At 61.7% G+C, this 24,312-nt stretch carries 21 protein-coding genes; 4 read left to right on the top strand and 17 right to left on the bottom strand.

Annotation, left to right across the window (positions count from 1 at the left end):
• Positions 1-14 precede the first annotated feature (14 nt).
• The 7 genes from ACUTQY_RS20795 to purL all read right to left on the bottom strand — a co-directional run bounded on the left by ACUTQY_RS20795 (position 15) and on the right by purL (position 11,801).
• Positions 15-938, bottom strand: a complete 924-nt coding sequence (locus ACUTQY_RS20795) for a LysR substrate-binding domain-containing protein (RefSeq protein WP_046687665.1) — start codon at positions 936-938, stop codon at positions 15-17.
• Between the two features lie 331 nt (positions 939-1,269).
• Positions 1,270-1,608 (bottom strand): nitrogen regulatory protein P-II, encoded by a 339-nt coding sequence (glnB, locus tag ACUTQY_RS20790; RefSeq protein WP_004847623.1) that lies wholly within the window; start codon positions 1,606-1,608, stop codon positions 1,270-1,272.
• 12 nt (positions 1,609-1,620) lie between these two features.
• A complete protein-coding gene (locus tag ACUTQY_RS20785) occupies positions 1,621-3,243 on the bottom strand; it encodes an NAD+ synthase (RefSeq protein ID WP_046687666.1) in 1,623 nt (540 codons plus the stop codon).
• A 130-nt stretch (positions 3,244-3,373) separates the two neighbouring features.
• Entirely contained in the window at positions 3,374-4,714 is a 1,341-nt protein-coding gene (glrR, locus tag ACUTQY_RS20780; RefSeq protein ID WP_046687667.1) for a two-component system response regulator GlrR, read from the bottom strand.
• Entirely contained in the window at positions 4,711-5,583 is an 873-nt protein-coding gene (qseG, locus tag ACUTQY_RS20775; protein ID WP_052133764.1) for a two-component system QseEF-associated lipoprotein QseG, read from the bottom strand. Before qseG ends, glrR begins: the two co-directional genes overlap by 4 nt.
• Before the next feature lie 3 nt (positions 5,584-5,586).
• Positions 5,587-7,023 carry a sensor histidine kinase gene (locus ACUTQY_RS20770; protein WP_044030659.1) on the bottom strand — a complete coding sequence of 479 codons (1,437 nt, stop codon included), beginning with the start codon at positions 7,021-7,023 and terminating at the stop codon, positions 5,587-5,589.
• Positions 7,024-7,910: 887 nt separating this feature from the next.
• Complete coding sequence (purL, locus tag ACUTQY_RS20765) at positions 7,911-11,801, bottom strand: phosphoribosylformylglycinamidine synthase (RefSeq protein WP_170852840.1); 3,891 nt, start codon at positions 11,799-11,801, stop codon at positions 7,911-7,913.
• Between the two features lie 278 nt (positions 11,802-12,079).
• On the opposite strand from purL, the gene mltF reads away from it, so the two are divergent.
• The gene (gene mltF / locus ACUTQY_RS20760; protein ID WP_046687670.1) at positions 12,080-13,540 is read left to right on the top strand and encodes a membrane-bound lytic murein transglycosylase MltF; all 1,461 of its coding nucleotides are present in this window, start codon (positions 12,080-12,082) and stop codon (positions 13,538-13,540) included.
• On the opposite strand, the gene tadA is transcribed toward mltF, so the two are convergent.
• On the bottom strand, positions 13,541-14,047 hold the full coding sequence (tadA, locus tag ACUTQY_RS20755) for a tRNA adenosine(34) deaminase TadA (RefSeq protein WP_033644114.1): 507 nt from the start codon (positions 14,045-14,047) through the stop codon (positions 13,541-13,543).
• Positions 14,048-14,164: 117 nt separating this feature from the next.
• On the opposite strand from tadA, the gene ACUTQY_RS20750 reads away from it, so the two are divergent.
• Positions 14,165-15,217, top strand: a complete 1,053-nt coding sequence (locus tag ACUTQY_RS20750) for a DUF2157 domain-containing protein (protein ID WP_046687671.1) — start codon at positions 14,165-14,167, stop codon at positions 15,215-15,217.
• 45 nt (positions 15,218-15,262) lie between these two features.
• On the opposite strand, the gene yfhb is transcribed toward ACUTQY_RS20750, so the two are convergent.
• Genes yfhb through murQ form a run of 3 tightly spaced genes read right to left on the bottom strand, consistent with a single transcriptional unit; the run spans position 15,263 to position 18,196 of the window.
• Entirely contained in the window at positions 15,263-15,919 is a 657-nt protein-coding gene (yfhb, locus tag ACUTQY_RS20745) for a phosphatidylglycerophosphatase C (protein WP_445583314.1), read from the bottom strand.
• A gap of 3 nt (positions 15,920-15,922) precedes the next feature.
• A complete protein-coding gene (locus ACUTQY_RS20740; protein WP_033644117.1) occupies positions 15,923-17,284 on the bottom strand; it encodes a PTS transporter subunit EIIC in 1,362 nt (453 codons plus the stop codon).
• A gap of 18 nt (positions 17,285-17,302) precedes the next feature.
• Positions 17,303-18,196, bottom strand: a complete 894-nt coding sequence (gene murQ / locus ACUTQY_RS20735) for an N-acetylmuramic acid 6-phosphate etherase (protein WP_033644118.1) — start codon at positions 18,194-18,196, stop codon at positions 17,303-17,305.
• Between the two features lie 167 nt (positions 18,197-18,363).
• Here murQ and ACUTQY_RS20730 point away from each other — a divergent pair, with 167 nt between their 5' ends.
• Together ACUTQY_RS20730 and ACUTQY_RS20725 are read left to right on the top strand one after the other, a co-directional pair.
• On the top strand, positions 18,364-19,212 hold the full coding sequence (locus ACUTQY_RS20730) for a MurR/RpiR family transcriptional regulator (protein WP_033644119.1): 849 nt from the start codon (positions 18,364-18,366) through the stop codon (positions 19,210-19,212).
• Between the two features lie 53 nt (positions 19,213-19,265).
• Positions 19,266-19,526 (top strand): YfhL family 4Fe-4S dicluster ferredoxin, encoded by a 261-nt coding sequence (locus ACUTQY_RS20725; RefSeq protein ID WP_046687672.1) that lies wholly within the window; start codon positions 19,266-19,268, stop codon positions 19,524-19,526.
• Positions 19,527-19,572: 46 nt separating this feature from the next.
• Here the strand turns inward: ACUTQY_RS20725 and acpS are convergent, their stop codons facing one another.
• The 6 genes from acpS to lepB all read right to left on the bottom strand — a co-directional run bounded on the left by acpS (position 19,573) and on the right by lepB (position 24,289).
• Positions 19,573-19,953, bottom strand: coding sequence for a holo-ACP synthase (acpS, locus tag ACUTQY_RS20720; RefSeq protein ID WP_004929169.1), 381 nt, complete (start codon positions 19,951-19,953; stop codon positions 19,573-19,575).
• Positions 19,953-20,684, bottom strand: coding sequence for a pyridoxine 5'-phosphate synthase (gene pdxJ, locus ACUTQY_RS20715; protein WP_046687673.1), 732 nt, complete (start codon positions 20,682-20,684; stop codon positions 19,953-19,955). The genes acpS and pdxJ overlap by 1 nt, the downstream gene beginning before the upstream one ends.
• Positions 20,685-20,755: 71 nt before the next feature.
• A complete protein-coding gene (gene recO / locus ACUTQY_RS20710; RefSeq protein ID WP_015378804.1) occupies positions 20,756-21,487 on the bottom strand; it encodes a DNA repair protein RecO in 732 nt (243 codons plus the stop codon).
• A 4-nt stretch (positions 21,488-21,491) separates the two neighbouring features.
• The gene (era, locus tag ACUTQY_RS20705) at positions 21,492-22,400 is read right to left on the bottom strand and encodes a GTPase Era (RefSeq protein WP_004929162.1); all 909 of its coding nucleotides are present in this window, start codon (positions 22,398-22,400) and stop codon (positions 21,492-21,494) included.
• Entirely contained in the window at positions 22,397-23,077 is a 681-nt protein-coding gene (gene rnc, locus ACUTQY_RS20700; protein WP_004929158.1) for a ribonuclease III, read from the bottom strand. Before rnc ends, era begins: the two co-directional genes overlap by 4 nt.
• A 234-nt stretch (positions 23,078-23,311) precedes the next feature.
• Entirely contained in the window at positions 23,312-24,289 is a 978-nt protein-coding gene (gene lepB / locus ACUTQY_RS20695; protein ID WP_033644122.1) for a signal peptidase I, read from the bottom strand.
• Positions 24,290-24,312 lie beyond the last annotated feature (23 nt).

The following is a 24,312-nucleotide window of genomic DNA, read 5'->3' as shown; positions in this document are numbered from 1 at the left end:
AACGACGCGTTCGATTAAATCGAATGCTTAAGCCCGGCGGCGTGTTTGCTGCCGTTCTCGCGCGCGATGGTGATGAACGGCGTCACCAGTTCCGGCCGCGCGCTGCCGCGCCGCCACGCCAACCCGATATCCAGCGGCTCCAGCAGATCGTCCAGCTTGCGCGCCTCGATCATGTTGCCTTCCAGCGACCAGGCGCGGTACGCCATGTCCGGCTGGATAGACACCCCCATCCCCGCCGCCACCAGGCTTCGCACCGCCTCGGTCGAGGCGGTCTTCATGGCGATCTCCGGCTTCAGCCCGGCGCGCGCCCAGATGCGCCGCGCGTGCACGTCCATTTCATCGGCGTTGAGCTGGATCAGCGGCTGTTTAGCCACGTCCGCCAGGCTGATGCTCTCGTGCTCCAGCAGCGGGTGCAGCGGCGGCAGCCACAGGCGATACGGCGAGTGCATCAGCACCTCGGTCTGCAGCGCGTCGCGGTCTTCGATGTTCGACAAGATCAGCACGCCGATGTCGATCTCGCCGCTGACCAGCAGATGCTCGATGTACGGGCGTTCGTCTTCAACCACCTGCACGGTGACGTTGGGATAGGCCGATTTAAAGCGCGTGAGCAGTTCCACCAGGAAGTAGCCCGCCACCAGACTTGTGACGCCGATGGTCAGCTTGCCGGTCAGGCTTTCGGTGCCGATCTGCAGGCTGCGCTTGGCGTTGTCCACCGTCGCCAGGATCAGATACGACTGGCGTAGAAACTGATGCCCCTGATGGGTCAGTGTCATGCCCTTGGCGTGGCGCTCGAACAGCCGCACGCCGATCTCGGTTTCCAGCTGCTGGATAGCGAGCGTCAGCGAAGACTGGGAGACAAACACCGCCTGGGCGCCGGCGGAGATCGACCCGGTTTCCGCCACCGCGATGAAGTGGCGGATTTGGCGTAACGTCATCATCCCCATCGCCTTTCAAGCCGCTGCGTTGTTGTCTGCGTTCGCTTACCCCAGTCACTTACTTGAGTAAGCTCCTGGGGATGCACGCCCTTGCCGCCTAGCCGCAACTTGAAATTCATTGGGGATCACCTTAATCAAAATAGTTACGTTGATTGTAGATCTCGCGAGAGAAGCGATCGGGAAAAGTATCAAAAACGCGATAGCGTTCGCTTTTTTAGAATGCTGACAGGCAAAAATGGGGGGAACAATGAGGCGAAGAAGTGCGATGTGCGGGGGACAGAAATGGCAAGGGCGCAGCAAGCTGCGCCCTGATGACCGATGATCCTGCGGAGGATCAGATCGCTTCTTCGTCCTGCTCGCCGGTACGGATGCGCACCACGCGCGCCACGTCGAAGACGAAAATCTTGCCGTCGCCGATCTTGCCGGTCTGCGCCGTCTGCATGATGGTTTCTACGCAGGTGTCGACGATGTCGTCGGCAACCACGATCTCTATCTTCACCTTCGGCAGAAAGTCGACCATGTACTCGGCGCCGCGGTACAGCTCGGTGTGGCCCTTCTGGCGGCCGAAGCCTTTGACTTCGGTGACCGTCATGCCGGTGATGCCCACTTCGGCCAGCGCTTCGCGGACGTCATCCAGTTTGAACGGCTTGATAATCGCGTCGATCTTTTTCATCTTCTTTCCTTATTACCAATTTTTGCGGCCAAAACCGGATGTGATGGGATAACGGCGGTCTTTGCCGAAGTTACGGGCGGTGATGCGCGGCCCGACGGCGGCCTGACGCCGCTTGTATTCGTTGATGTCCACCAGGCGGATCACCTTGCGCACGATCGCTTCGTCGAAGCCTTCGGCCACCAGATCGGCGACCGACTTGTCGCGCTCAACGTAGCCTTCGAGGATCGCGTCCAGGATATCGTACGGCGGCAGGCTGTCCTGATCGACCTGATCCGGCGCCAGCTCGGCGGACGGCGGACGATCGATTACCCGCTGCGGGATCACGTAGGAGACGGTGTTGCGGTATTCGGACAGCTTGAACACCAGCGTTTTCGGCACGTCCTTCAGCACGTCGAAACCGCCGGCCATATCGCCGTACAGCGTGGCGTAACCCACCGCCATTTCGCTCTTGTTGCCGGTGGTCAGCACGATGCTGCGGCGTTTGTTGGACAGCGCCATCAGCACCACCCCGCGGCAACGCGCCTGCAGGTTCTCTTCGGTGGTGTCGCGCTCGGTGCCGGCGAACATCGGCGACAGCTGGCCCATAAAGGCATCGAACATCGGCTCGATGGAGACGATATCGAACTCCACGCCGAGGATTTCCGCCTCTTCCTTGGCGTCGGCGATGCTGATATCTGCGGTATAGCGGAACGGCATCATCAGCGCCTGCACCTTGTCTTTACCTAACGCATCCACGGCGATCGCCAGCGTCAGCGCCGAGTCGATGCCGCCGGACAGCCCCAGCACCGCGCCTTTGAAACCGTTCTTGGTCACGTAGTCGCGCACCGCCAACACCAGCGCCTGATACACCTGCGCCAGCTGCGGCAACTCAGCGGCCGGATCGGCCATCGCCACCACGTCCAGCTCGTTGAATTCCAGGCGAGTGACCTGCTCGTCGAAGGCCGCCAGACGGTGGGTCATGGTGCCGGCGGCGTCGAAGACCTTGGAGCAGCCGTCGAAGATCAGCTCATCCTGGCCGCCGACCTGGTTGAGGTACACCAGCGGCAGCTGGGTGCGCTGGCAGTGGCCGGCCATCAGCGTTTTGCGGATATACGGTTTTTCGCGGTTATACGGCGAGGCGTTGATCGACAGGATAATCTCCGCGCCGGCGGCCTTGGCGGCGTCGATCGGCTCCGGGAACCACAGATCTTCGCAAATCAGCAGTCCCAGACGGTAGCCTTTCAGTTCCACCACGCAGGTGTCGTTGCCGGCGTGGAAATAGCGCTTCTCATCGAACACGCCGTAGTTCGGCAACTGCTGTTTGAAGTAGCGGGTCAGCAGGCGGCCTTCGGCAAACAGCGACAGCGCGTTGTACAGCTTGTCGCCTTCGCGCCACGGGTGGCCGACCAGGATCGCCGTCTCGGCGGAAGCCTGCTGCAGGCGCAGCAGCTGCGCATCACAGCGCTGATAGAAATCATTGCGGTACAGCAGGTCTTCCGGCGGGTAGCCGGACAGCGCCAGTTCGGTGAACATGACCAGATCGGCTCCCGCCTTCTGCTGCTCCTGCACGATTTGCAACATGCGTTCGGTGTTGCCTTCAATGTCGCCGACCAGCAGGTTCAGCTGGGCCAGGGCGATGGAAAGTGATCTGCTCATTTGTGTACGATCCCGCTTAATACGTTCCATGGTGCTCTACGCCGGGGCGCGCCGCGGCAAAGAGAACGGAGTGTAAATCATTCCGCCGGATTTGTTGAGAACCTGCGTGGCAGGCGCCGGCGGGAATCTGTCATTCTTTGAAATCGTTGGCGTCCAGCTCGTGGCGCGACAGCAATTTGTAAAACTCGGTGCGGTTGCGGCCCGCCATGCGCGCGGCCTGGGTCACGTTGCCCTTGGTGATCTGCAGCAGTTTGCGCAGATAGTGCAACTCAAACTGGTTGCGCGCTTCGGCGAAAGTCGGCAGCGCGGTGTTTTCCCCTTCCAGCGCCTGTTCCACTAGCGCCTCGCTGATCACCGGCGCCGAAGTCAGCGCCACGCACTGCTCGATGACGTTGACCAACTGACGCACGTTGCCCGGCCAGCTGGCGGTCATCAGCCGCTTCATGGCGTCGGTCGAGAAGCTGCGCACGAACGGCTTGTGCCGCTGAGCCGCTTCGCGCAACAGGTGATTGGCCAGCAGCGGAATGTCTTCGGCACGCTCGTTGAGCGCCGGGATCTTCAGATTCACCACGTTGAGGCGATAGTAGAGATCTTCGCGGAACTCGTTCTTCGCCATCGCCTTTTGCAGATCGCGGTGGGTGGCGGAGATAATGCGCACGTCGATGTCCAGATCGCGGTTGCTGCCCAGCGGCCGCACCTTGCGCTCCTGCAGCACGCGCAGCAGTTTCACCTGCAGCGACAGCGGCATGTCGCCTATCTCGTCGAGGAACAGCGTGCCGCCCGCCGCCGCCTGGAACAGCCCTTCGCGGCTGCTGACCGCGCCGGTGAAGGCGCCCTTGGCGTGGCCGAACAGTTCGGACTCCAGCAGTTGCTCCGGCAGCGCCCCGCAGTTGATGGCGATGAACGCCTTGCCCGCGCGCGGGCTGGCGGCGTGGATCGCCTGCGCCAACACCTCTTTGCCGGTGCCGCTCTGGCCGTTGATCAACACGCTGACGTCGGACTGGGCCACCATTTTCACCTGCTCCAGCAGGCGCAGCATCAACGGGCTGCGGGTGACGATGTCTTCGCGCCAGGCGTCGTCACCCGCGGGGGAGGCCGACAGCGACAGCGCCTCGTCGATGGCCTTATAGAGCGCATCGCGATCCACCGGTTTGGTGAGGAAGCTGAACACTCCCTGCTGGGTGGCGGCCACCGCATCGGGAATCGAACCGTGCGCGGTAAGAATGATCACCGGCATGCCCGGCTGATGCTTTTGGATTTCGGCGAACAGCGCCATGCCGTCCATCTCATCCATGCGCAGATCGCTGATCACCAGATCGATCTGTTCGCGCACCAACAGGCGCAGCGCCTCCTGGCCGCTTTCGGCGGTGGTGACGTGAAAACCTTCGCTGGTCAGGCGCATGCCCAGCAGCTTCAGCAGGCTGGGATCGTCGTCAACCAATAACAGGTTGGCCGGTTTGCGTGCGGTCATTGCGCGTGGGACTCCTTATTGGCGGGGTGCGGCGTATAGGTGTCTTCCGGTTCAACCGGCAGCGCGGTGCCTTTTTCCGGTTCGTCCTGCGTTTCAGCGCCTTTGGCGGCCGCGCCGCTTTTACCGGCAGCTTCGCCCTTCTGCTGGCCCGCGCCGTTTTCCGGGATTTCCCCTTGCAGCTGCTTGCGCGATGAGAGCTGGCGTTCGATATCGGTCAGGTTTTCCAGCTTGCGCGAGGTGTCCTGCAGCTGCGACTGCAGGCGCGCCTGATTCTGGCGCAGCGAATCGATCTGGCTGTCGCTGCTCTCCTGCAGATGCTGATAGCGCGCTTTCTCATCGAACAACGTGATCTGCAGCATCTGCTGCTGGCGCCACAGCTGCGTCAACGGACGCAGCGAACCGGGGAACTCCATCCGGTAACTGTTGATCCTGTCGAGCATCTGGCGGCGTTCACCGGAGGTCGGCTGTGCGCTCCCCAGCAGGATGCTCTGTTTGAAAACGCCGGACCAGCTGTCGCCCGGCACCGTTTTCGCCAGCGCACGCGCCTGGGTCGAGCCGATGCGATCGGCGCAGTCCATCGCGCGCAGCCAGTAGAGCGCGTTATCCAGCGCGTCCTTGTCGTCCAATTGCCACAGGGTATCGCAAGCCGCGGTGCGGTAATCGATCACCTTGGTATCCGGGATCGCCTCTTGCTGCTGAGCGCTCAATCCGCCGCTGACGGCGCGATCGACGCAGCCCGCCAGCAACAGCGGCATAAAGAAAACGGCGCCCAGCCAGGTGATCGGGCGTTTGCCGAGCGGCGCTCTGTGCGTGGCACGCGGTGAACGTTCGGTCTGTGAAAGACGAAGGCGTTTAGACCATGTGTACATTATTTATTCATTCTCGGCGGTTAACGGCAGTTCAATGCGGAAGCAGACGTCTGCACCGGCGACCGTCGCCAGTTGCAGCTCACCGCGCATGCGACGGATACAGTCCTGAGCGATGCTCAACCCCAGTCCGCTTCCTTTTACCGCCCCTTTTCGCTGGTGACTACCCTGGAAAAAAGGCTCGAAAATCATGGCTCTTTCAGCCTCGGGGATCGGCGTGCCGGTATTGGCGACGTCGATTTGCACCCGTTGTCCAACCTGACGGCTGCGGATCCAAATGTTACCGGATTCCTTGCCGTAGTGCACCGCATTGGAGTAGAGATTATCCAGCACGCGCATTAATAGCGTAGGCTCTGCCCAGCAGATTTCCGCTTCCAGCGCGATTTCGGTGGAAATCATCTTCGCCCGCGCCGGCAAACTGTGCGCGGCGACCACCAAATCGACCATCTCGCGCAGCTCGACGTTCTCGTGCTCCGCCGGGCCATCGGCCAGTTTGCGGTTGTAATCCAGCAGTTGTTCAATCAGCTGCTGCAGGTGGCGGCTGCTGTTGTCGAGGATCGTCACCACCTCTTTCTGGTCGGAAGTCAGCGGCCCCGCCACCTCGTCGGCCAGCAGTTCGGTGCCTTCGCGCATGCTGGCCAGCGGCGTTTTCAATTCATGCGAGATATGGCGCAGGAACTCGTGGCGCTGCGACTCCAGCCACGCCAGCCGTTCGCTCAGCCAGATGATGCGCTGCGCCAGCGAACGCAGCTCGCGCGGCCCTTTGAATGATGCGGTGCTGCCCAACGCGCGCCCTTCCCCCAGGCGGTTGATCATCCGCTCCACGGCCTTGACCGGCCCGATGATCATGCGGGTGAACAGCACCACCAGCAGCACGCTGACCAGGAACAGCAGCAGCGCCTGCCAGCCGAAGAACTGGCCCCGCTCGGCAATGGCCTGCTGCAGCTGCTGGCCGCGCGAGAACACCACCGCGCGCGTGGCCTGCACCATTTCGGCGTTGGAACGGGAGAACGACTCGAGCAAGGCCGAAGCCTCTTGGTCCGGCCCGCTGTTATGGCATTTGATCGCCGCCAGTTGGGTCAGCAACTGGCGCAGCGTTTGGTAGTAGCGCTCGTCCGGCAAGATCGGCGCGTGGGCGTCCAGCATCTGCGAATACTGTTTGCGCTGGTTCTGGTACAGCTTCTGCAGCGTAGGATCGACCAACACGCAGTACTGACGATAGCTGCGCTCCATCTCCAGCGCCACGCTGGTCATCGCCTCGCTGCGCCGAGCGTCCACCAGCGTGGTGCGGTTGATGTCCGCCGCCTGCGCGCTCAGGTGATCCAGGCTCTGGTAGGCCTGATAGGCCAGCACCAACAGCGGCAGCAGCACCAACAGGAAGGCCAGCAGCACCAATTGCCGCAGCGAACGGGGGAATAAACGCCATTTTTTCAACGAAATCATCTCATTCTCTCAGCTCTGTCACGATGCTAACTGACTCGCCGGAAAGAGAAAAGCCCGACAAGGGAGAATCCTGAACGCACAAGGAAAAAGCCGTGGGATCGGTGAACCGCGCCGATAGGATTAGTCTGCCGATGGCATACGACCTCGGTAACAAAAACCGGTGCAAAAGCGAAAGTGTGGGGAGAGCGTCTGCGTTCGAGGGCATGGGCAACGAAACAGGGATAAGCGCAGCGTTGAGAATTGACGCCGGGGCAATAAGCTTGCCCCGCCGCAAGGAAAGTGTGGATGCCCTTGAACCTCGTCCCCAGGGTGATGTAGCGCAGCGGCTGGCATCGAACAGGACGAATAGCATCCGTAAGTATCCAGGATTGATGAACCCTTCATCACAGTTGGATACAGGCGGTGCCTCACTCCACGTGTCGCCCGATGCTTGATAAAGCCGCTTGCGCGGTCTGTTATCGGTTTGGTTGGACGATAGGCACCATTTCTTTGGCATCATTCGGAGGCTTATGAGGCGATTTGCCGTCTAATTACGGCGCCGTCATAAAAAGGTGAATGAGCAGCCGCCGAGAATAATGCACGTTACGTGCCAACTTTGCAACAAAAATCATAACATAATGATTTTATTTTATAATAAATAAAAAAAGGTAAATCCATGCGCCCAATCAGCACCAATGCACGATGAAAAAAACACCACCCTGTCGCCAAACGCCGACAACTAAAGTCAAACCTGTTTACCGGCAATAAAATCAATGGGTTAAATGTCTCCATTTAGCGACAAGCAAACCAGCACTTGTCGCTAAATGCAGACACTGCCGCCAATCGCCGAGTGCCGGCCATAAAAAAGGGCGCAATTACTTGCGCCCTCTGTACGGTGGTGGCCGTTTTTAGCCCAGTTGCTTACGGGCGTTGCGGAACATGCGCATCCACGGGCTATCCTCGCCCCACTCTTCCGGGTGCCAGGAGTTGCTGACGGTGCGGAACACGCGTTCCGGGTGCGGCATCATCACCGTTGCGCGCCCGTTGGCGCTGGTCACAGCGGTGATGCCATTCGGCGAACCGTTCGGGTTAGCCGGGTAAGCTTCCGTGACCTGACCGGCGTTGTTGACGAAACGCAGCGCCACCAGGCCGTGGCTTTCCAACGCCGCCAGATGCGCCGCATCGCGCACTTCGACATGTCCTTCGCCATGGGAAACGGCGATCGGCATGCGCGAGCCGGTCATGCCCTGCATGAACAGCGACGGGCTGGCCGCCACTTCCACCAGGCTGAAGCGCGCCTCGAAGCGATCCGACAGGTTGCGCACGAAGCGCGGCCAGTGTTCGGCGCCCGGGATCAGCTCACGCAGGTTGGACATCATCTGGCAGCCGTTGCACACGCCCAGCGCCAGCGTCTGCGGACGGTGGAAGAACGCCTCGAACTCGTCGCGCACCCGCTCGTTGAACAGGATAGACTTCGCCCAGCCTTCGCCGGCGCCCAGAACGTCGCCGTAAGAGAAGCCGCCGCAGGCCACCAGCGTGTGGAAGTCCTGCAGATCGCGACGCCCGGCCAGCAGATCGCTCATGTGCACGTCCACGGCGTCAAAGCCGGCGCGGTGGAACGCCGCCGCCATTTCAACGTGGGAGTTCACCCCCTGCTCGCGCAGCACCGCCACTTTCGGGCGAGCGCCCTTGGCGATGTACGGCGCAGCGATGTCTTCCTCGGGTGCGAAGGTCAGCTTCACGTTCAGGCCGGGATCTTGTTCATCCTGCTTGGCCTGATGTTCCTGATCGGCGCACGCCGGGTTGTCGCGCAGACGCTGCATCTGCCAGGTCGTTTCCGCCCACCAGGTGCGCAGGGTATTGCGGCTTTCGCTGTACAACGCTTTGCCGTGCTGATTGATGACGAAACGATCGCCGGCCTGTACGCTGCCGATGTGATGCACGTTGTCGGTCAGACCGTGCTGCGCGAACGCCCGCTTCACGTCGTCGAGACGTTCGGCGCTCACCTGGATCACCGCGCCCAGCTCTTCGTTGAACAGCACCGCCAGCGCATCGTCGCCGAGGCCATCGAGGTTAACCTCTACGCCGCAGTGACCGGCGAAGGCCATCTCCGCCAGCGTCACCAGCAGGCCGCCGTCAGCGCGGTCGTGATAAGCCAGCAGCGCGCGATCGGCCACCAGCTGCTGCATGGCGTTGAAGAAGCCCGCCAGCTGCGCGACATCGCGCACATCGGCCGGTTTGTCGCCCAGTTGGCGATAAACCTGCGCCAGCGCGGTAGCACCCAGCGCGTTATGGCCGTTGCCCAGGTCGATCAACAGCAGCGAGCTGTCGCCCTTATCGGTGCGCAATTGCGGCGTCACGGTGTGGCGCACGTCTTCCACGCGGGCGAAGGCGGTGATGACCAGCGACAGCGGCGAGGTCATTTCACGCTGTTCATTGCCTTCCTGCCAGCGGGTTTTCATCGACATGGAGTCTTTGCCCACCGGAATGGTGATGCCCAGCGCCGGGCACAGCTCTTCGCCCACCGCTTTCACCGCTTCGTACAGGCCGGCGTCTTCACCCGGGTGGCCGGCGGCGGCCATCCAGTTGGCGGACAGCTTCACGCGCTTCAGGCTGCCGATTTCCGTGGCGGCCAGGTTGGTCAGCGCTTCCCCGACCGCCAGGCGGCCGGAGGCGGCGAAGTCCAGCAGCGCCACAGGCGCGCGTTCGCCGAGCGACATCGCTTCGCCATAATAGCTGTCCAGACTGGCGGTGGTGACCGCGCAGTCGGCTACCGGGATCTGCCACGGGCCGACCATTTGGTCGCGCGCCACCATGCCGGTGACGGTGCGGTCGCCGATGGTGATCAGGAAGGTTTTCTCCGCGACGGCCGGCAGATGCAGCACGCGCTTCACCGCGTCGGCCAGCGTGATGTTCTCACGCTGTACCGCCTGGCCCTGCGCCTGCAGACGGGTCACGTCGCGGGTCATCTTCGGCGTCTTGCCGAGCAGCACGTCCAGCGGCATGTCGATCGGCTGATTGTCGAAGTGACGATCGTTCAACGTCAGATGTTGCTCTTCGGTCGCTTCGCCGATCACCGCGTAAGGCGCGCGCTCGCGGCGGCAGATCTCGTCGAACTGCGCCATCTGCGCCGGGGCGATCGCCATCACGTAACGTTCCTGCGATTCGTTGCACCATACTTCCAGCGGGCTCATGCCCGGCTCGTCGTTGAGGATGTCGCGCAGTTCGAAACGGCCGCCGCGGCCGCCGTCGCTCACCAGCTCCGGCATGGCGTTGGACAGGCCGCCGGCGCCGACGTCATGGATAAACAGGATCGGGTTCTGGTCGCCCAGCTGCCAGCAGCGGTCGATCACTTCCTGACAGCGGCGTTCCATTTCCGGGTTGTCGCGCTGCACCGACGCGAAGTCCAAATCGGCATCGGACTGGCCGGACGCCATCGATGACGCCGCGCCGCCGCCCAGACCGATATTCATCGCCGGGCCGCCCAGCACCACCAGCTTGGCGCCGACGGTGATTTCCCCTTTCTGCACGTGATCGGCGCGGATGTTGCCGATACCGCCCGCCAGCATGATCGGTTTGTGGTAGCCGCGCAGCTCCACGCCGTTATGGCTGTTGACGCGCTCTTCATAGGTGCGGAAGTAGCCCAGCAGCGCCGGGCGACCGAATTCGTTGTTGAACGCCGCGCCGCCCAGCGGGCCTTCGGTCATGATGTCCAGCGCGGTGACAATGCGCTCCGGTTTGCCGAAGTCCTGCTCCCACGGCTGTTCAAAGCCGGGAATGCGCAGGTTGGACACCGAGAAGCCCACCAGGCCGGCCTTCGGCTTGGCGCCGCGGCCGGTGGCGCCTTCGTCGCGGATCTCGCCGCCGGAGCCGGTCGCGGCGCCCGGCCACGGCGAGATCGCCGTCGGGTGGTTGTGGGTTTCCACCTTCATCAGGATATGCGCGTCTTCCTGATGGTAATCGTACGTGCCGTTCTCCGGCGCGGCGAAGAAGCGGCCGACCTGCGAGCCTTCCATCACCGCGGCGTTGTCTTTATACGCCGACAGCACATAGTCCGGCGTCTGCTCATAGGTGTTCTTGATCATTTTGAACAGCGACTTGGGCTGCTGTTCGCCGTCGATGATCCAATCGGCATTGAAAATCTTGTGGCGGCAGTGCTCAGAGTTGGCCTGCGCAAACATATAGAGTTCGATATCCGTCGGGTTGCGCCCCAAACCGGTAAAGGCATTCAGCAGGTAATCGATCTCGTCCTGCGCCAGCGCCAGGCCGAGCCGGACGTTGGCCTGCTCCAGCGCGGCGCGCCCTGCGCCCAGCACGTCGACCGACTGATACGGCGCCGGCTGATGGTGCGCGAACAGCTGTTCAGCCTGTTGCAGCTCGCTGAAGACGGTTTCCATCATGCGATCGTGCAGCAGCGCAGCGAGCTGGTGCCACTGGGCTTCCGTCAGCTCAGGCGCCTTGACGTAGAACGCCAGACCGCGCTCCAACCGCAGCACCTGTTGCAAACCGCAGTTGTGGGCGATGTCGGTGGCTTTGGAAGACCAGGGGGAAATGGTGCCCGGGCGCGGCGTGACCAGCAGCAGCCGGCCTTCGGGGGCGTGTTCGGCGAGAGAAGGACCGTACTTGAGCAAGCGCTGAAGTTTGGCGTGTTCTTCGGCACTTAGCGGTGCGCTAACATCGGCAAAGTGGACATACTCGGCGTAGATATCACTGACGGGCAGGTGGGCGTCCTGGCAGCGGGACAGCAGTTTGGTAATGCGAAAAGCCGATAAAGCGGGCGAACCACGCAGAATTTCCATAATCAAAGTTCTCTCGTCTTCGAAGCGACGGATAAGACGCTTCATTGGGCGCAACAGGGGAAAACGCGCGTCATTATAGAGAATCCTCGCCGCCGACGAAACCGTTTGCGTAGGGATTATTGATAAAAGCGCGCCGCACCGTCGAATTGTCATAACGTGTCAATAAAGTTGCACACTGGCGTTTTGTTGCGCAAAATGCCCCCCGCACTGGTGATTTAACCATGAGAAAAGTCGCGGTTGTCGTCGCCGGCGTACCTGTGCCACCACTGGATAACTATTTGAAACGTCTTAAAATAAACTACATCCTCATCGGCGTTGTCACCCTGCTTCTGGCTCTCGCGCTGTGGCCCAATATCACCTGGCGCAGCGGCCAGGGCGGGCAACTCCAGGAGATCATTTCCCGCGGCGAGTTGCGTATCAGCACGCTGAACTCACCGCTGACCTATTTCAACACCAAGCAAGGGCCGGGTGGGCTCGACTACGAACTGGCCAAGCGCTTCGCCAACTACCTCGGGGTAAAACTGGTGGTGATCCCCCATCAGAACATCAATGACCTGTTCGACGATCTGGACGACGACGACGCTGACCTGCTGGCGGCGGGCCTTATCTACAACCAGGAGCGCCTCAGCCGCGCGCGCACCGGCCCCGCCTACTACTCCGTTTCCCAACAGCTGGTGTACCGGCTGGGCACCCCGCGGCCAAAAGGCTTCGCCGACATCAAAGGCAAGCTGGCGGTCGCCTCCGGTTCCGCGCACGTCAGCACGCTAAAGCAGCTCAAACAGGATAAATACCCGGATCTCGCCTGGGAGTCCTCCAGCGATCTCACCTCCAAAGAGCTGCTGGAGCGGGTTGCCGACGGCAAGCTGGACTATACCCTCGGCGATTCGGTGACCATCGCGTTGCTGCAGCGCATCCATCCGCAGCTGGCGGTGGCGTTCGACGTCACCGACGAAGAGCCGGTCACCTGGTACCTCAAACGCGACGGCGACGACAGCCTGTACGCGGCGATGCTGGATTTCTACAGTCAAATGGTGGACGACGGCACCCTGGCGCGGCTGGAAGAGAAATACCTCGGCCACGTCGGCAGCTTCGACTACGTGGATACCAAAACCTTCCTGTCGGCCATCGACTCGGTGCTGCCCAACTTCCGCCCGCTGTTCGAGAAACACGCCAACGAGATCGACTGGAAGCTGCTGGCGGCCATCGCCTATCAGGAATCGCACTGGAATCCGCAGGCCACCTCCCCCACCGGCGTGCGCGGCCTGATGATGCTGACCCGCGCCACCGCCGACGGCCTGGGGATCAACGATCGCCTCGATCCGGAAGAGAGCATTCAGGGTGGCGCCCTGTACCTGCAGCGGCTGATGGCCAAGGTGCCGGACAGCGTGCCGGAAGATGAGCGCATCTGGTTCTCGCTGGCGGCCTACAACATGGGCTGGGGCCATATGCTGGACGCACGCAAGCTGACCAAAACGCAAAAAGGCAATCCGGACAGCTGGGTCGACGTCAAACAGCGCCTGCCGATGCTCAGCCAAAAGCGCTACTACCCGCAGCTGACCTATGGCTATGCGCGCGGGCGTGAAGCCTACAACTATGTAGAAAACATCCGCCGCTACCAGGTCAGCCTGGTGGGTTATCTGCAGGAAAAAGAGAGAAAGGCGGCGCAAGCGGCCGCCGAGCAGGAAGCGTTGGGAAAAGGCTATCCGACGGTGATGCCGGAACTGGCGCTCAACTACTGATTATTCCGGCTTATCCGCCGCCCGCTGCGCCAGCTTGAGCGCTTTTTTCTGTTCGCGGCGCAGGCGGAAGAAATTGCTCAGGGTGGCGGCGCATTCGTCCGCCAGCACGCCCGAGACGATCTCCACCTGATGATTCATGCCCGGATGGCGCAAAATATCCACCAGCGAACCGGCCGCGCCGGTTTTCTCGTCGGCGGCGCCGTACACCAACCGGCGGATGCGGCTGTGCACCATCGCGCCGGCGCACATCACGCAGGGTTCCAGCGTGACGTACAGCGTGGCGTTCAACAAGCGGTAGTTTTGCAGCACCGCGCCGCCCTGCCGCAGCGCCATGATCTCGGCGTGCGCGGTAGGATCGTGCCGGCCGATCGGCCGGTTCCAGCCCTCGCCGATCACCTGATTGTCCAGCACCAGCAGCGCACCCACCGGCACCTCGCCCTCTTCCTGCGCGCGCAGGGCCAGCTGCAATGCCTGACGCATCCAGTACTCATCGTTATATTCAGTCATCGCATAATTCCTCGTGCGCTTTTGCGGCGGGCATTATACACACTAGCCTCCCTTTGTCGTAGCCGCCCGCCAATGGCTATACTGGCCACATCAGCGTGTGATTCAGGGACAAGAAACATGAAACTCAGTAAAAAGAACGCCGTCGTGGTGCGCAAGGCGCTGGACGGCTGGGTTGGGGAAGGCGCCTTGACCCCCGAGCAACAACAGCAACTGCTGCTGCATGTGGACGTGCAGCCTTTCGACTGGCGACGGCTGGCGCGCTATGCGTTTCTCGCCGCGCTGGCCTCGTTGCTGATCGCCGTCACCAGCCTGTTCGCCGACAGCGCACTGCTTGAATGGCTGAGCGAACTGTTCCGCTTCGACGCGCCGGTGCGCATGGCGATCGCCGGCGTACTGGCGGCGCTGGCCTACGTCTGGGCGCTGCGTCGTCGTCAACGCCACCCGGAAAAACGCTACGGCAATGAGGCGGCGCTGTTTGTCGCCGTGTTGCTCACCGCCTGCGCCTTATGGCAACTGGGCGTCTGGCTGGATAACGGCAGCGGGCGGGTTTCCGTGCTGCTGCTGGTCGCCGCGCTGCTGTACGGCGCCATCGGCTGGTTCAGCCGCTCCGGGCTGGTATGGTGGTTCGCCCTGCTGTCGCTCGGCAACGCCTTCGGAGCCGAGACCGGCTACCTGTCCGGCTGGGGCGCCTACTGGCTCGGCATGAGCTACCCGATTCGCTTTATCGCCTTCGGCGCGGTGCTGATCGCCGCCGCATTGCTGCTGCGGCCGCTATTGGCGCAGCGCGGCCTGCAGCGGGTGTCGCTGGCGATGGGCCTGCTGTACCTGTTCATCGCGCTGTGGCTGCTGTCCATCTTCGGCAACTACGGCGATCTCGACAGCTGGTACCGCGCGCGCCAGATTGAGCTGTTCCACTGGAGCCTGCTGTTCGGGCTGGCCGCCTTCACCGCCATCTGGCTGGGGTTGAAGCATGACGACGCCATGCTGCGCGGTTTCGGGCTGACCTTTCTCGGCATCAACCTCTATACCCGCCTGTTCGAGTTTTTCTGGGACAGCATGCCGAAGACGATTTTCTTCGCGCTGCTCGGCCTGAGCCTGTGGGCGTTGGGGCATTATGCGGAGAAGATTTGGCAGCTCGGACGCAAACCGCACGACGTAACCGACGACTGATCGCGGCAGCGGTAACAGCAAAGGGCGGAATTCTCCGCCCTTTGTTTATTCCAGCTGCTGCAGCTCGCCCTGCTTGCTCACCCGCCAACGGTGCTCGCAAAAAAACAGCAGCGGGTTATCCTGCTTGCTGTCGCTGTAACCGCTGTACAGCTTCAGCGCCGCGCCGAGCCGTTGCTCCAGCTGCACCACTTTTTGTACGCCCAGACAGCGCAAGGTCAGCACCCAGCCGCCATAGCGGCGCGCGATGCGGCTGCCGACCAACCGCACCCGCGGCAGAAACGCCGAATCCCGATACACCTGCGCCACCAGTTGCTCCGGCGAGCCGGTAATCAGCCACACCTCGGCATCGTGCTCATCCAGATACTGCCGCAAGCGCATTTGCACCACCGGAAACGCAGTCACCCTCTGGCGGAAAACCTCGATGAACTGCCGCTCCAGCGCCTTCAGCGTCACTTCGGTACGCCCGAAGGTGATAGCCCACAACAACAGGCTCATCGGCCAGCGCGCGGCGCGCCCCAGCAGCAACAGCGCCAGACCAATCAATGGCAACAGCGGTATCACCAGCAGCAAATTCAGCGGTAAACGGCGCAGCAGGAAACGCAAGAAACTGCCGAACATATCCTCCTGATGCAGAGTGCCGTCCAGATCGAAAAAGACCACGCGGCGCCCTGCTGCGGCCGATGGTTGCTGCTTGTCGCTCAAACGCTACTCCTCGGGATCGTTGAACCCCATCATCCAGGTGAAGAGAAAACCGGCGATAATCGTAATCAGCATCCCCGCCAGATACAACATCACCTTACCTGAGACGATGGTCAACGCCAAAGGCAGCCCCGAAATGCCAAAGGTAATCACCGTCGCCACTTTCCAGTAGCTGATCAGCGCGCCGCCTACCGCACCGCCGAGGCAGGCGCCGATAAACGGCCGGCCCAGCGGCAGCGTCACCCCGAAGATCAGCGGCTCGCCGATGCCGAGAATGCCGACCGGCAACGCCCCTTTGATCACCTTCTTCAGCCGCGCGTTACGGGTTTTCAACAGCACCGCCAGCGCCGCCCCCACCTGACCGACGCCGGCCATCGCCAGGATCGGCAACAGCGGGTTGGAACCGTGCGCCTGCACCAGCTCGACGTGGATCGGCACCAGCCCCTGGTGCAAGCCGGACAGCACCAGCGGCAGGAACAGCCCGGAGAGCAGCGCCCCGACAAGCAGCCCGCCCTTGTCGATCGCCAGATTGGCGCCGTGGGCGATGGCATCGGAAATGGCGCCGCCGATCGGCTGCAGGATCAGGATCGCCAACGAGGCGGTCACCAGCGTGGTCAGCAGCGGATTGAGGATCAGTTCGACCGACTCCGGCAGCAGCGTGCGCAGGCGTTTCTCCACCCAGCACATCAACGCCACCACCAGCAGTACGGCGATCACCCCGCCGCGCCCCGGCTGCAGCGCCTCGCCGAACAGGGTGATCTGCGCCAGCGCCGGGCTGGAAAGGATCCCGGCCATCACGCCGCCCATCGCCTGTGAGCCGCCGAACACCCGCGCGGCGTTCACCCCAACCAGAATGTTCATGATGGCGAACACCGCGCTGCCGAAGATCGCCAGCAGCCCCAGCGCGTTCGGGTAGTCCAACGCCAACTGTCCGGCGATGTCGGGCCGTTTCAGCAGGTTGATGATGCCGGTGATCAGCCCCGAGGCGATAAACGCCGGGATCAGCGGAATAAAAACGTCGGCCAGCTTTTTCAGCGCGCCGCTCATCGGCGCCGCGTATTTCTGTTTGGCCTGCGCCTTGGTGCGGGCGGCGTCACCAACGGCGGGCTGCGCGCTGCCGCTCAGCAAAGCGCGCATGGCGTCCACCACCTTGGCGGCGGCGCCCGGGCCGACGATAAACTGATGCTGTTCACCCTGCTTGATATAGCCCTTCACGCCGGGCAACTGCTTGAGGGCCGCCAGATCCAGACGCTGTTCGTCGCTGACCTCGACGCGCACCCGCGTCATGCAGTTCTCCAGTTTGAGGATATTGCCCTCGCCCCCCACGCCCGCCAGGATCTGTGTCGCCAATGCCGTTGTCTTGTCCATCGCCGCCCCCACCGTGAATTAACGCGCCAACGCCGCGCGCAGGTAGCCGTCGTGCCGCTGCAGCCGCTGCTGCGCCTCATCGGCGCTGACGCCGGCTAAAATCATCAGGATCGCCGGTTTGACCTCAAAGCCGGTCTGCGCCAGCGCCGCCTCCGCCTGAGCGCGTTCGGCGCCGGTGGCCTCCACCACGATGCGGCAGGCGCGATCCACCAGTTTGACGTTGGTGGCCTTCACGTCCACCATCAGGTTCTGGTAGACCTTGCCCAGCTTGACCATCGCGCCGGTCGACAGCATGTTGAGCACCAGCTTCTGCGCGGTGCCGGATTTCAGACGCGTTGAACCGGTCAGCGCCTCCGGCCCCACCACCGGCGAGATCGCCACCTGCGCTTCGTGCGCGATCGGCGAATCCGGGTTGCAGGAGATGGCCGCCGTCGGGCAACCCAGCCCGCGCGCATAGCGCAGCGCGCCGATCACGTAAGGCGTGCGCCCCGAGGCCGCCAACCCCACCACCATATCGACGGCGGTCAGGTTCAGCGCCCGGAGGTCGGCCTCGCCCAGGGCTGCGTCATCTTCCGCCCCTTCCACCGCTTTGAGCAGCGCACCCGGCCCGCCGGCGATTAGCCCCACCACCACACCGTGCGGCACGCCGAAGGTCGGCGGGCACTCGGAGGCATCCAATACGCCCAGGCGCCCGCTGGTGCCGGCGCCCAAATAAATCAGCCGCCCGCCGGCCTTCAGCGCCACCGCGGCCAAATCGACCGCCTGCGCGATCGCCGGCAGCACCTTTTCAATCGCCTCCGGCACCTTGCGATCTTCCTGGTTAAAGCAGCGGACCATGTCCAGCGTCGACATCTCATCCAGCCCCATGGTGGCCGGGTTGCGGGTTTCCGATACCAGTGCGCCTAAGTTCATCTGTTCACCTTTGAATTTTTAATTCACAAAATTAAATCAATATTTGAATATTTTATTCAACAAAGCGAGCGCTATTTGCTATTTTAACGACGAGCTCACAAAAATTTTCACCGCGCGTTTTCGCTGCCTGCGTGGCAAAATGGCCGCTGGTTTCCAGGGAAAGATCAATGAGTACCCTTCTGCGCATTCGCCAGATGTATCCGACACTGGCGCAAAACGACCGCAAGCTGGCGGATTTTTTGCTGAACAACGCCGAACAGGCGCGCCATCTCAGCTCGCAAAAGCTGGCCCAGCTGGCCGGCGTCAGCCAGTCGAGCGTGGTGAAGTTCGCCCAAAAGCTGGGCTATAAAGGTTTCCCGGCGCTGAAGCTGGCGCTGAGCGAGACGCTGGCCCAGCCGCAGGCAGAACCGGTAGTGACCGTTCATAACCACATTCTCAGCAGCGACACGCTGAAAACCGTCGGTGAAAAGCTGTTGGCGGAAAAGCAGGCGGCGCTGCGCGCGACGCTGGACATCAACAGCGAAGAACGGCTGCATCAGGCGCTGGACATGCTGCGCCAGGCGCGCCGGGTGATGCTGATCGGCATCGGCGCCTCCGGGCTGGTGGCCAAGGATTTTTCCTTCAAGCTGCTGAAAATCGGGGTGATGGCGGTGGCCGAAGCGGATATGCACGTTCAACTGGCGGCGGTGCAGGCGCTGGACAAACGCGATCTGCTGGTGGCGATCTCCTTCAGCGGCGAGCGGCGTGAAATCAATCTGGCGGCGGAAGAAGCGCGCCAGGCCGGCGCCAGGGTGCTGGCGCTTACCAGCTTCTCGCCCAACGGCCTGCAGCAACGCGCCGATCACTGCCTCTATACCATCGCCGAAGAGCCCCGCACCCGCAGCGCGGCCATCTCTTCCAGCACCGCTCAGTACGCTCTCACCGACCTGCTGTTTATGGCGCTGATCCAGCACGACCTCGATCATGCCCGCGACCGTATCAGGCACAGCGAACAATTGATGAAAAAGTTGGTTTAACCGGTATAATCGCCGCTGCGAAAAATACCCCTGTTAATAATGAGAGATACGCCATGGCCCTGCTAATCACACGCAAATGCATCAACTGCGACATGTGCGAGCCGGAATGCCCGAACCAGGCGATTTCGATGGGCGATGAGATCTACCAAATCGATACCGACCGCTGCACCGAGTGCGTTGGCCATTACGATACGCCAACCTGTCAGCAGGTCTGCCCCATCGACAACACCATCATTACCGATCCGCAGCATCGCGAGACTAATGAGCAGCTGTGGGATAAGTTCGTGTTGTTGCACCACGCCGATCGCATTTAACCCGCCGCAGGACTGACAAGGGCGCCGCAGGGCGCCCTTTCTATTTTCAGCTTTCGACGATCACCGTCGCGCAGGCATAGCGCCGTTCATCGGCCAGCGAAACGTGGATCGCGGTGACCCCCATCTCCCCCGCCAGCTCGGCGGCGCGGCCGTGCAAACGAATATTCGGTTTGCCCAACGCATCGTTGAACACCTCGAACTGATTGAACGCCAGGCCGTTGCGAATGCCGGTGCCGAACGCCTTGGCGGCGGCCTCTTTCACGGCGAAACGCTTGGCCAGAAAGCGAATCGGCTGCTGGTGCTGCTGGTACAGCGCCCATTCGGCGTCGCTCAGCACGCGGCGCGCCAGACGATCGCCGCTACGTTCCACCACCGCTTCGATACGCGCCATCTCGACGATGTCGGTACCCAGCCCGAGCACCGCCATTACCGGCGCGCTTCCCGCATCAGCACTTTCATGTCGGCAACCGCGGCCGGCAGCCCGCTCATCACCGCCTGGCCGATAATCGCATGGCCGATGTTCAGCTCGTGCATTTCCGGCAGCGCGGCGATCGGCTGCACGTTGTGATAGGTCAGGCCGTGGCCGGCGTTGACCTTCAGCCCCTTCTCGGCCGCGTAGGCGGCGGCGACCGCGATGCGGCGCAGCTCGGCCTGAACCGCCAGCTCGCCCTGCGCTTCGGCGTAGGCGCCGGTGTGGATTTCGATATAGGGGGCGCCCACCGCCACCGCCGCGTCGATTTGGCGATGATCGGGATCGATGAACAGCGAGACCAGAATGCCCGCCTGCGCCAGGCGCTCGACCGCCACGCTCATTTTGTCCAGCTGGCCGGCAACGTCCAGGCCGCCTTCGGTAGTCACTTCTTCACGCTTTTCCGGTACCAGGCAACAGAAATGCGGCTTCAGCTCCACGGCGATGTCCAGCATCTCGTCGGTCACCGCCATCTCCAGATTCATGCGCGTCTGGATGGTCTGGCGCAGCAAGCGCACGTCGCGGTCGGTGATGTGGCGGCGATCTTCGCGCAGATGCACGGTAATGCCATCGGCCCCCGCCTGTTCGGCAATGAATGCCGCCTGAAGCGGATCCGGGTATTGGGTTCCGCGCGCGTTACGTAACGTGGCGATGTGATCGATATTGACGCCCAGCAGTAAATCAGCCATGACAACCTCTAAATACGATTTTCAGTGCCAGCAGTTTACACGCGGGTGCAGAACGGCAAAAGGGGAAAAGGTCAGGCGTCGTCGACCGGCGTATTCGGCTGTTTGCGCACGAATTGGCGAAACAGTTCGCGGCTCTTCAACGGCTTGCCGCCGAGGTAGGGTTTCAGCGCCATGCGGGTGAAGCGCTTGGCGGCGCGCAGCGTCTCGGCATCGGGAAACTGCCGCTCCGCCAGCGCGCGCAGTTCGCGCCCGGTGAAGCTGTAGTGATCCACCACCAGGCTGGCGATAAAGCCTTTCTCTTCACGGTAGCGGTAGGTCATGGCGTCATCCACCGGCAGGCCGCTGCCGGCGCAGTGCAGGAAATCGAGGCCGTAACCCAGGTGCTGCAACAAGGCCAGCTCGAACTGGCGCAACGCCTGTTCCGGCGAGCTGTCTTCCGCCGCCAGCGCCTGCAGGCATTGCAGGTAGTCGAAGAACAGCACCGAGTAGTTGGTTTCCTGCTCCAGCACGCGCGCCAGCAGTTCGTTCACGTACAGGCCGCTGTAAAGCATCATGCCGCTGAGGGGTAAACCGAGAGAGACCGCTTCGGCGTTACGCAGCGTTTTCACTTCGCCGCGGCCGCCCCAGCGCACTAACAGGGGGGTAAAGGGCTGCAGGCAACCCTTCAGATTGGAGCGGCGGCTGCGCGCGCCTTTTGCCAGCAAGCGCACCCGCCCATGACCTTCGGTAAACAGATCCAGCATCAGACTGGTTTCACTGTACGGCCGCCCATGCAGGACGAAAGCGCGCTCCCAGCCGTCCACGGCGTTACTTCAGATCGTCAACATAGCCCAGGCTGCGCAGCGCACGTTCGTCGTCCGCCCAACCGGATTTCACTTTCACCCACAGCTCCAGATGCACTTTGGCATCGAACATCTGTTCCATGTCCTGGCGCGCTTCGATGCCGATGGTTTTGATCTTGGCGCCCTTGTTGCCGATGACCATTTTCTTCTGGCCTTCGCGCTCGACCAGGATCAGGCCGTGCACATCGTAGCCGCCGCGATCGTTGGCCACGAACTGTTCGATTTCCACCGTCACCGAATACGGCAGCTCTTCACCCAGGAAACGCATCAGCTTCTCACGAATGATCTCAGACGCCATAAAGCGCTGGGAGCGATCGGTGATGTAGTCTTCCGGGAAGTGGTGTTCCGCTTCCGGCAGCAGCTTGCGCACGATGCCGGCGATGGTGTCGACGTTCATCCCTTTCTCGGCGGAGATAGGCACCACGTCGAGGAAATTCATCTGCTGGCTGAGGAACGCGATGTGCGGCAACAGCTTGGATTTGTCGGTGACGTTATCTACCTTGTTGATCGCCAGCAATACCGGGCAGCGCAGGCTGCGCAGCTTGTTGACCACCATTTCGTCGTCGGCGGTCCAGTTGGTGCCTTCAACCACGAAGATAACCAGTTCGACGTCGCCGATCGAGCTGCTGGCCGCGCGGTTCATCAAACGGTTGATGGCGCGTTTTTCTTCGATGTGCAACCCTGGGGTATCGACGTAGATCGCCTGATAGGCGCCATCGGTGTCGATGCCCATGATGCGGTGACGGGTCGTCTGCGGCTTACGCGACGTAATGGAAACCTTCTGCCCCAGCAGTTGGTTCAGCAACGTCGATTTGCCCACGTTCGGGCGGCCGACGATGGCGATAAAACCGCAGTGTTGTTTTACTTCACTCATTCAAGCTCCAGCTTTTTCAGCGCTTGTTCCGCTGCCGCCTGCTCGGCTTTACGGCGGCTCGAGCCGGTGCCCACCACGGGCTCGCTCAAACCACTCACCTGGCAGTGGATGGTAAACTCTTGGTCGTGCGCTTCACCGCGAACCTGCACCACCAAATAAGAAGGCAACGGCAGATGACGCCCCTGCAAAAATTCCTGCAAACGGGTTTTCGGGTCTTTCTGCTTATCACCGGGGCTGATTTCGTCCAACCGGCTGCGATACCAGTCCAAAATCAGGCGCTCGACGGTCTGGATGTCGCTGTCCAGGAACACGCCGCCGATCAATGCCTCCACCGTATCCGCCAGGATTGACTCGCGGCGGAACCCACCACTTTTCAATTCGCCCGGCCCAAGCCGCAGACATTCGCCCAGGTCAAACTCGCGCGCCATCTCCGCCAGCGTGTTGCCGCGCACCAGCGTGGCGCGCATGCGGCTCATATCGCCCTCGTCTACGCGAGGAAAGCGGTGATAGAGCGCATTGGCGATGACAAAGCTAAGAATCGAGTCACCCAGAAACTCAAGACGTTCATTGTGTTTACTGCTGGCGCTGCGGTGAGTCAAAGCCTGCAGTAAAAGCTCCTGCTGTTGAAAAGTGTAGCCCAGCTTCCGCTGCAGCCTGTTTATTACGATGGGGTTCATGAGTTACCAATAGATCAAGAATGCGTCAAAAACTTGCAGCATACGGAACAGGCCTGCTTCGCCGAAAGCCGATCCAAAGCTGTTTCGTTTGCAGTGGCTCCCAGCAGGAGCCAACTTTTATCGCTCGAGAAAGTATTCTACAACGAGTGGAAACATAATGCTGTGTTTATATCCCCTTAATCTTTCACGCCGCAGCAGGCTGCGGCGTGAAATTGACAGGGAATAAATCAGCGATTAATGAATGCCGCCAATCCGGCTGAAACGCACGCCGGTAGGCCACTCGCCTTCCTGCTTTTCAAAGCTCATCCAGATGGCCGTGGCTTTACCCACCAGATTCTTCTCCGGCACAAAGCCCCAGTAACGGCTGTCCGCGCTGTTGTCGCGGTTGTCGCCCATCATGAAGTAATGCCCGGCCGGCACCACCCACTCCGCCAGCGGTTTGCCCGGCTGTTGGTAGTAAGCGCCCACCTGATCCTGCGTGCCCGGCACGGTCAGGATGCGGTGCGTCACGTTGCCCAGGCTCTCCTGACGTTCACGCAGACGAATGCCGCCCTGCGGCACGTTGTCATTCAGCGGGATCTGGTAGAAACCGTTGCTGGCCTCGCCCATGCCGCTGCGGCTGAACAGCTGTACGAAGTCGCTCGGCTGCGCGTCGGCGTAGGTGACCGCCAGCGCGGTATCGCAGGACTGCCCGCTGTTGCACGACGGCTGCACCGTAACGCGCTTATTCACCGGATCGTAAGTAATACGGTCGCCCGGCAGGCCAATCACGCGCTTGATATAATCCAGCTTCGGATCCAGCGGATATTTAAATACCGCAATATCGCCGCGCTTCGGATGACCGGTTTCAATTAGCGTGGTCTGGGTTATCGGATCTTTAATGCCGTAAGCATATTTCTCCACCAGAATGAAATCGCCAATCAACAGCGTCGGCATCATTGAGCCGGACGGGATTTGGAACGGTTCGTAAATAAACGAGCGCACCACAAAGACCAGCAGCAACACCGGGAAGACCGATGCCCCGGTCTCTACCCAGCCTGGCTGCTTAGCCACTTTCGCCAGCGTTTTATCGTCTACTGCGCCCGCGGTCTGCTCGTTGACCGCCGCAATCTTCGCGCGGCGGGCCGGCGCCCATTTAAAGCGCTCGAAGCACCAGATGATCCCGGTGACCAGGGTGGCCAACGCCAGGATCAGGGCAAACATATTCGCCATGCAAACTCCCTCGTTTCGCGAAC

This window comes from Serratia sp. TSA_130.1, from assembly GCF_052691795.1.
Note: the sequence above shows the minus strand (reverse complement) of the source record. Positions and strands in the feature narration are given on the sequence as shown.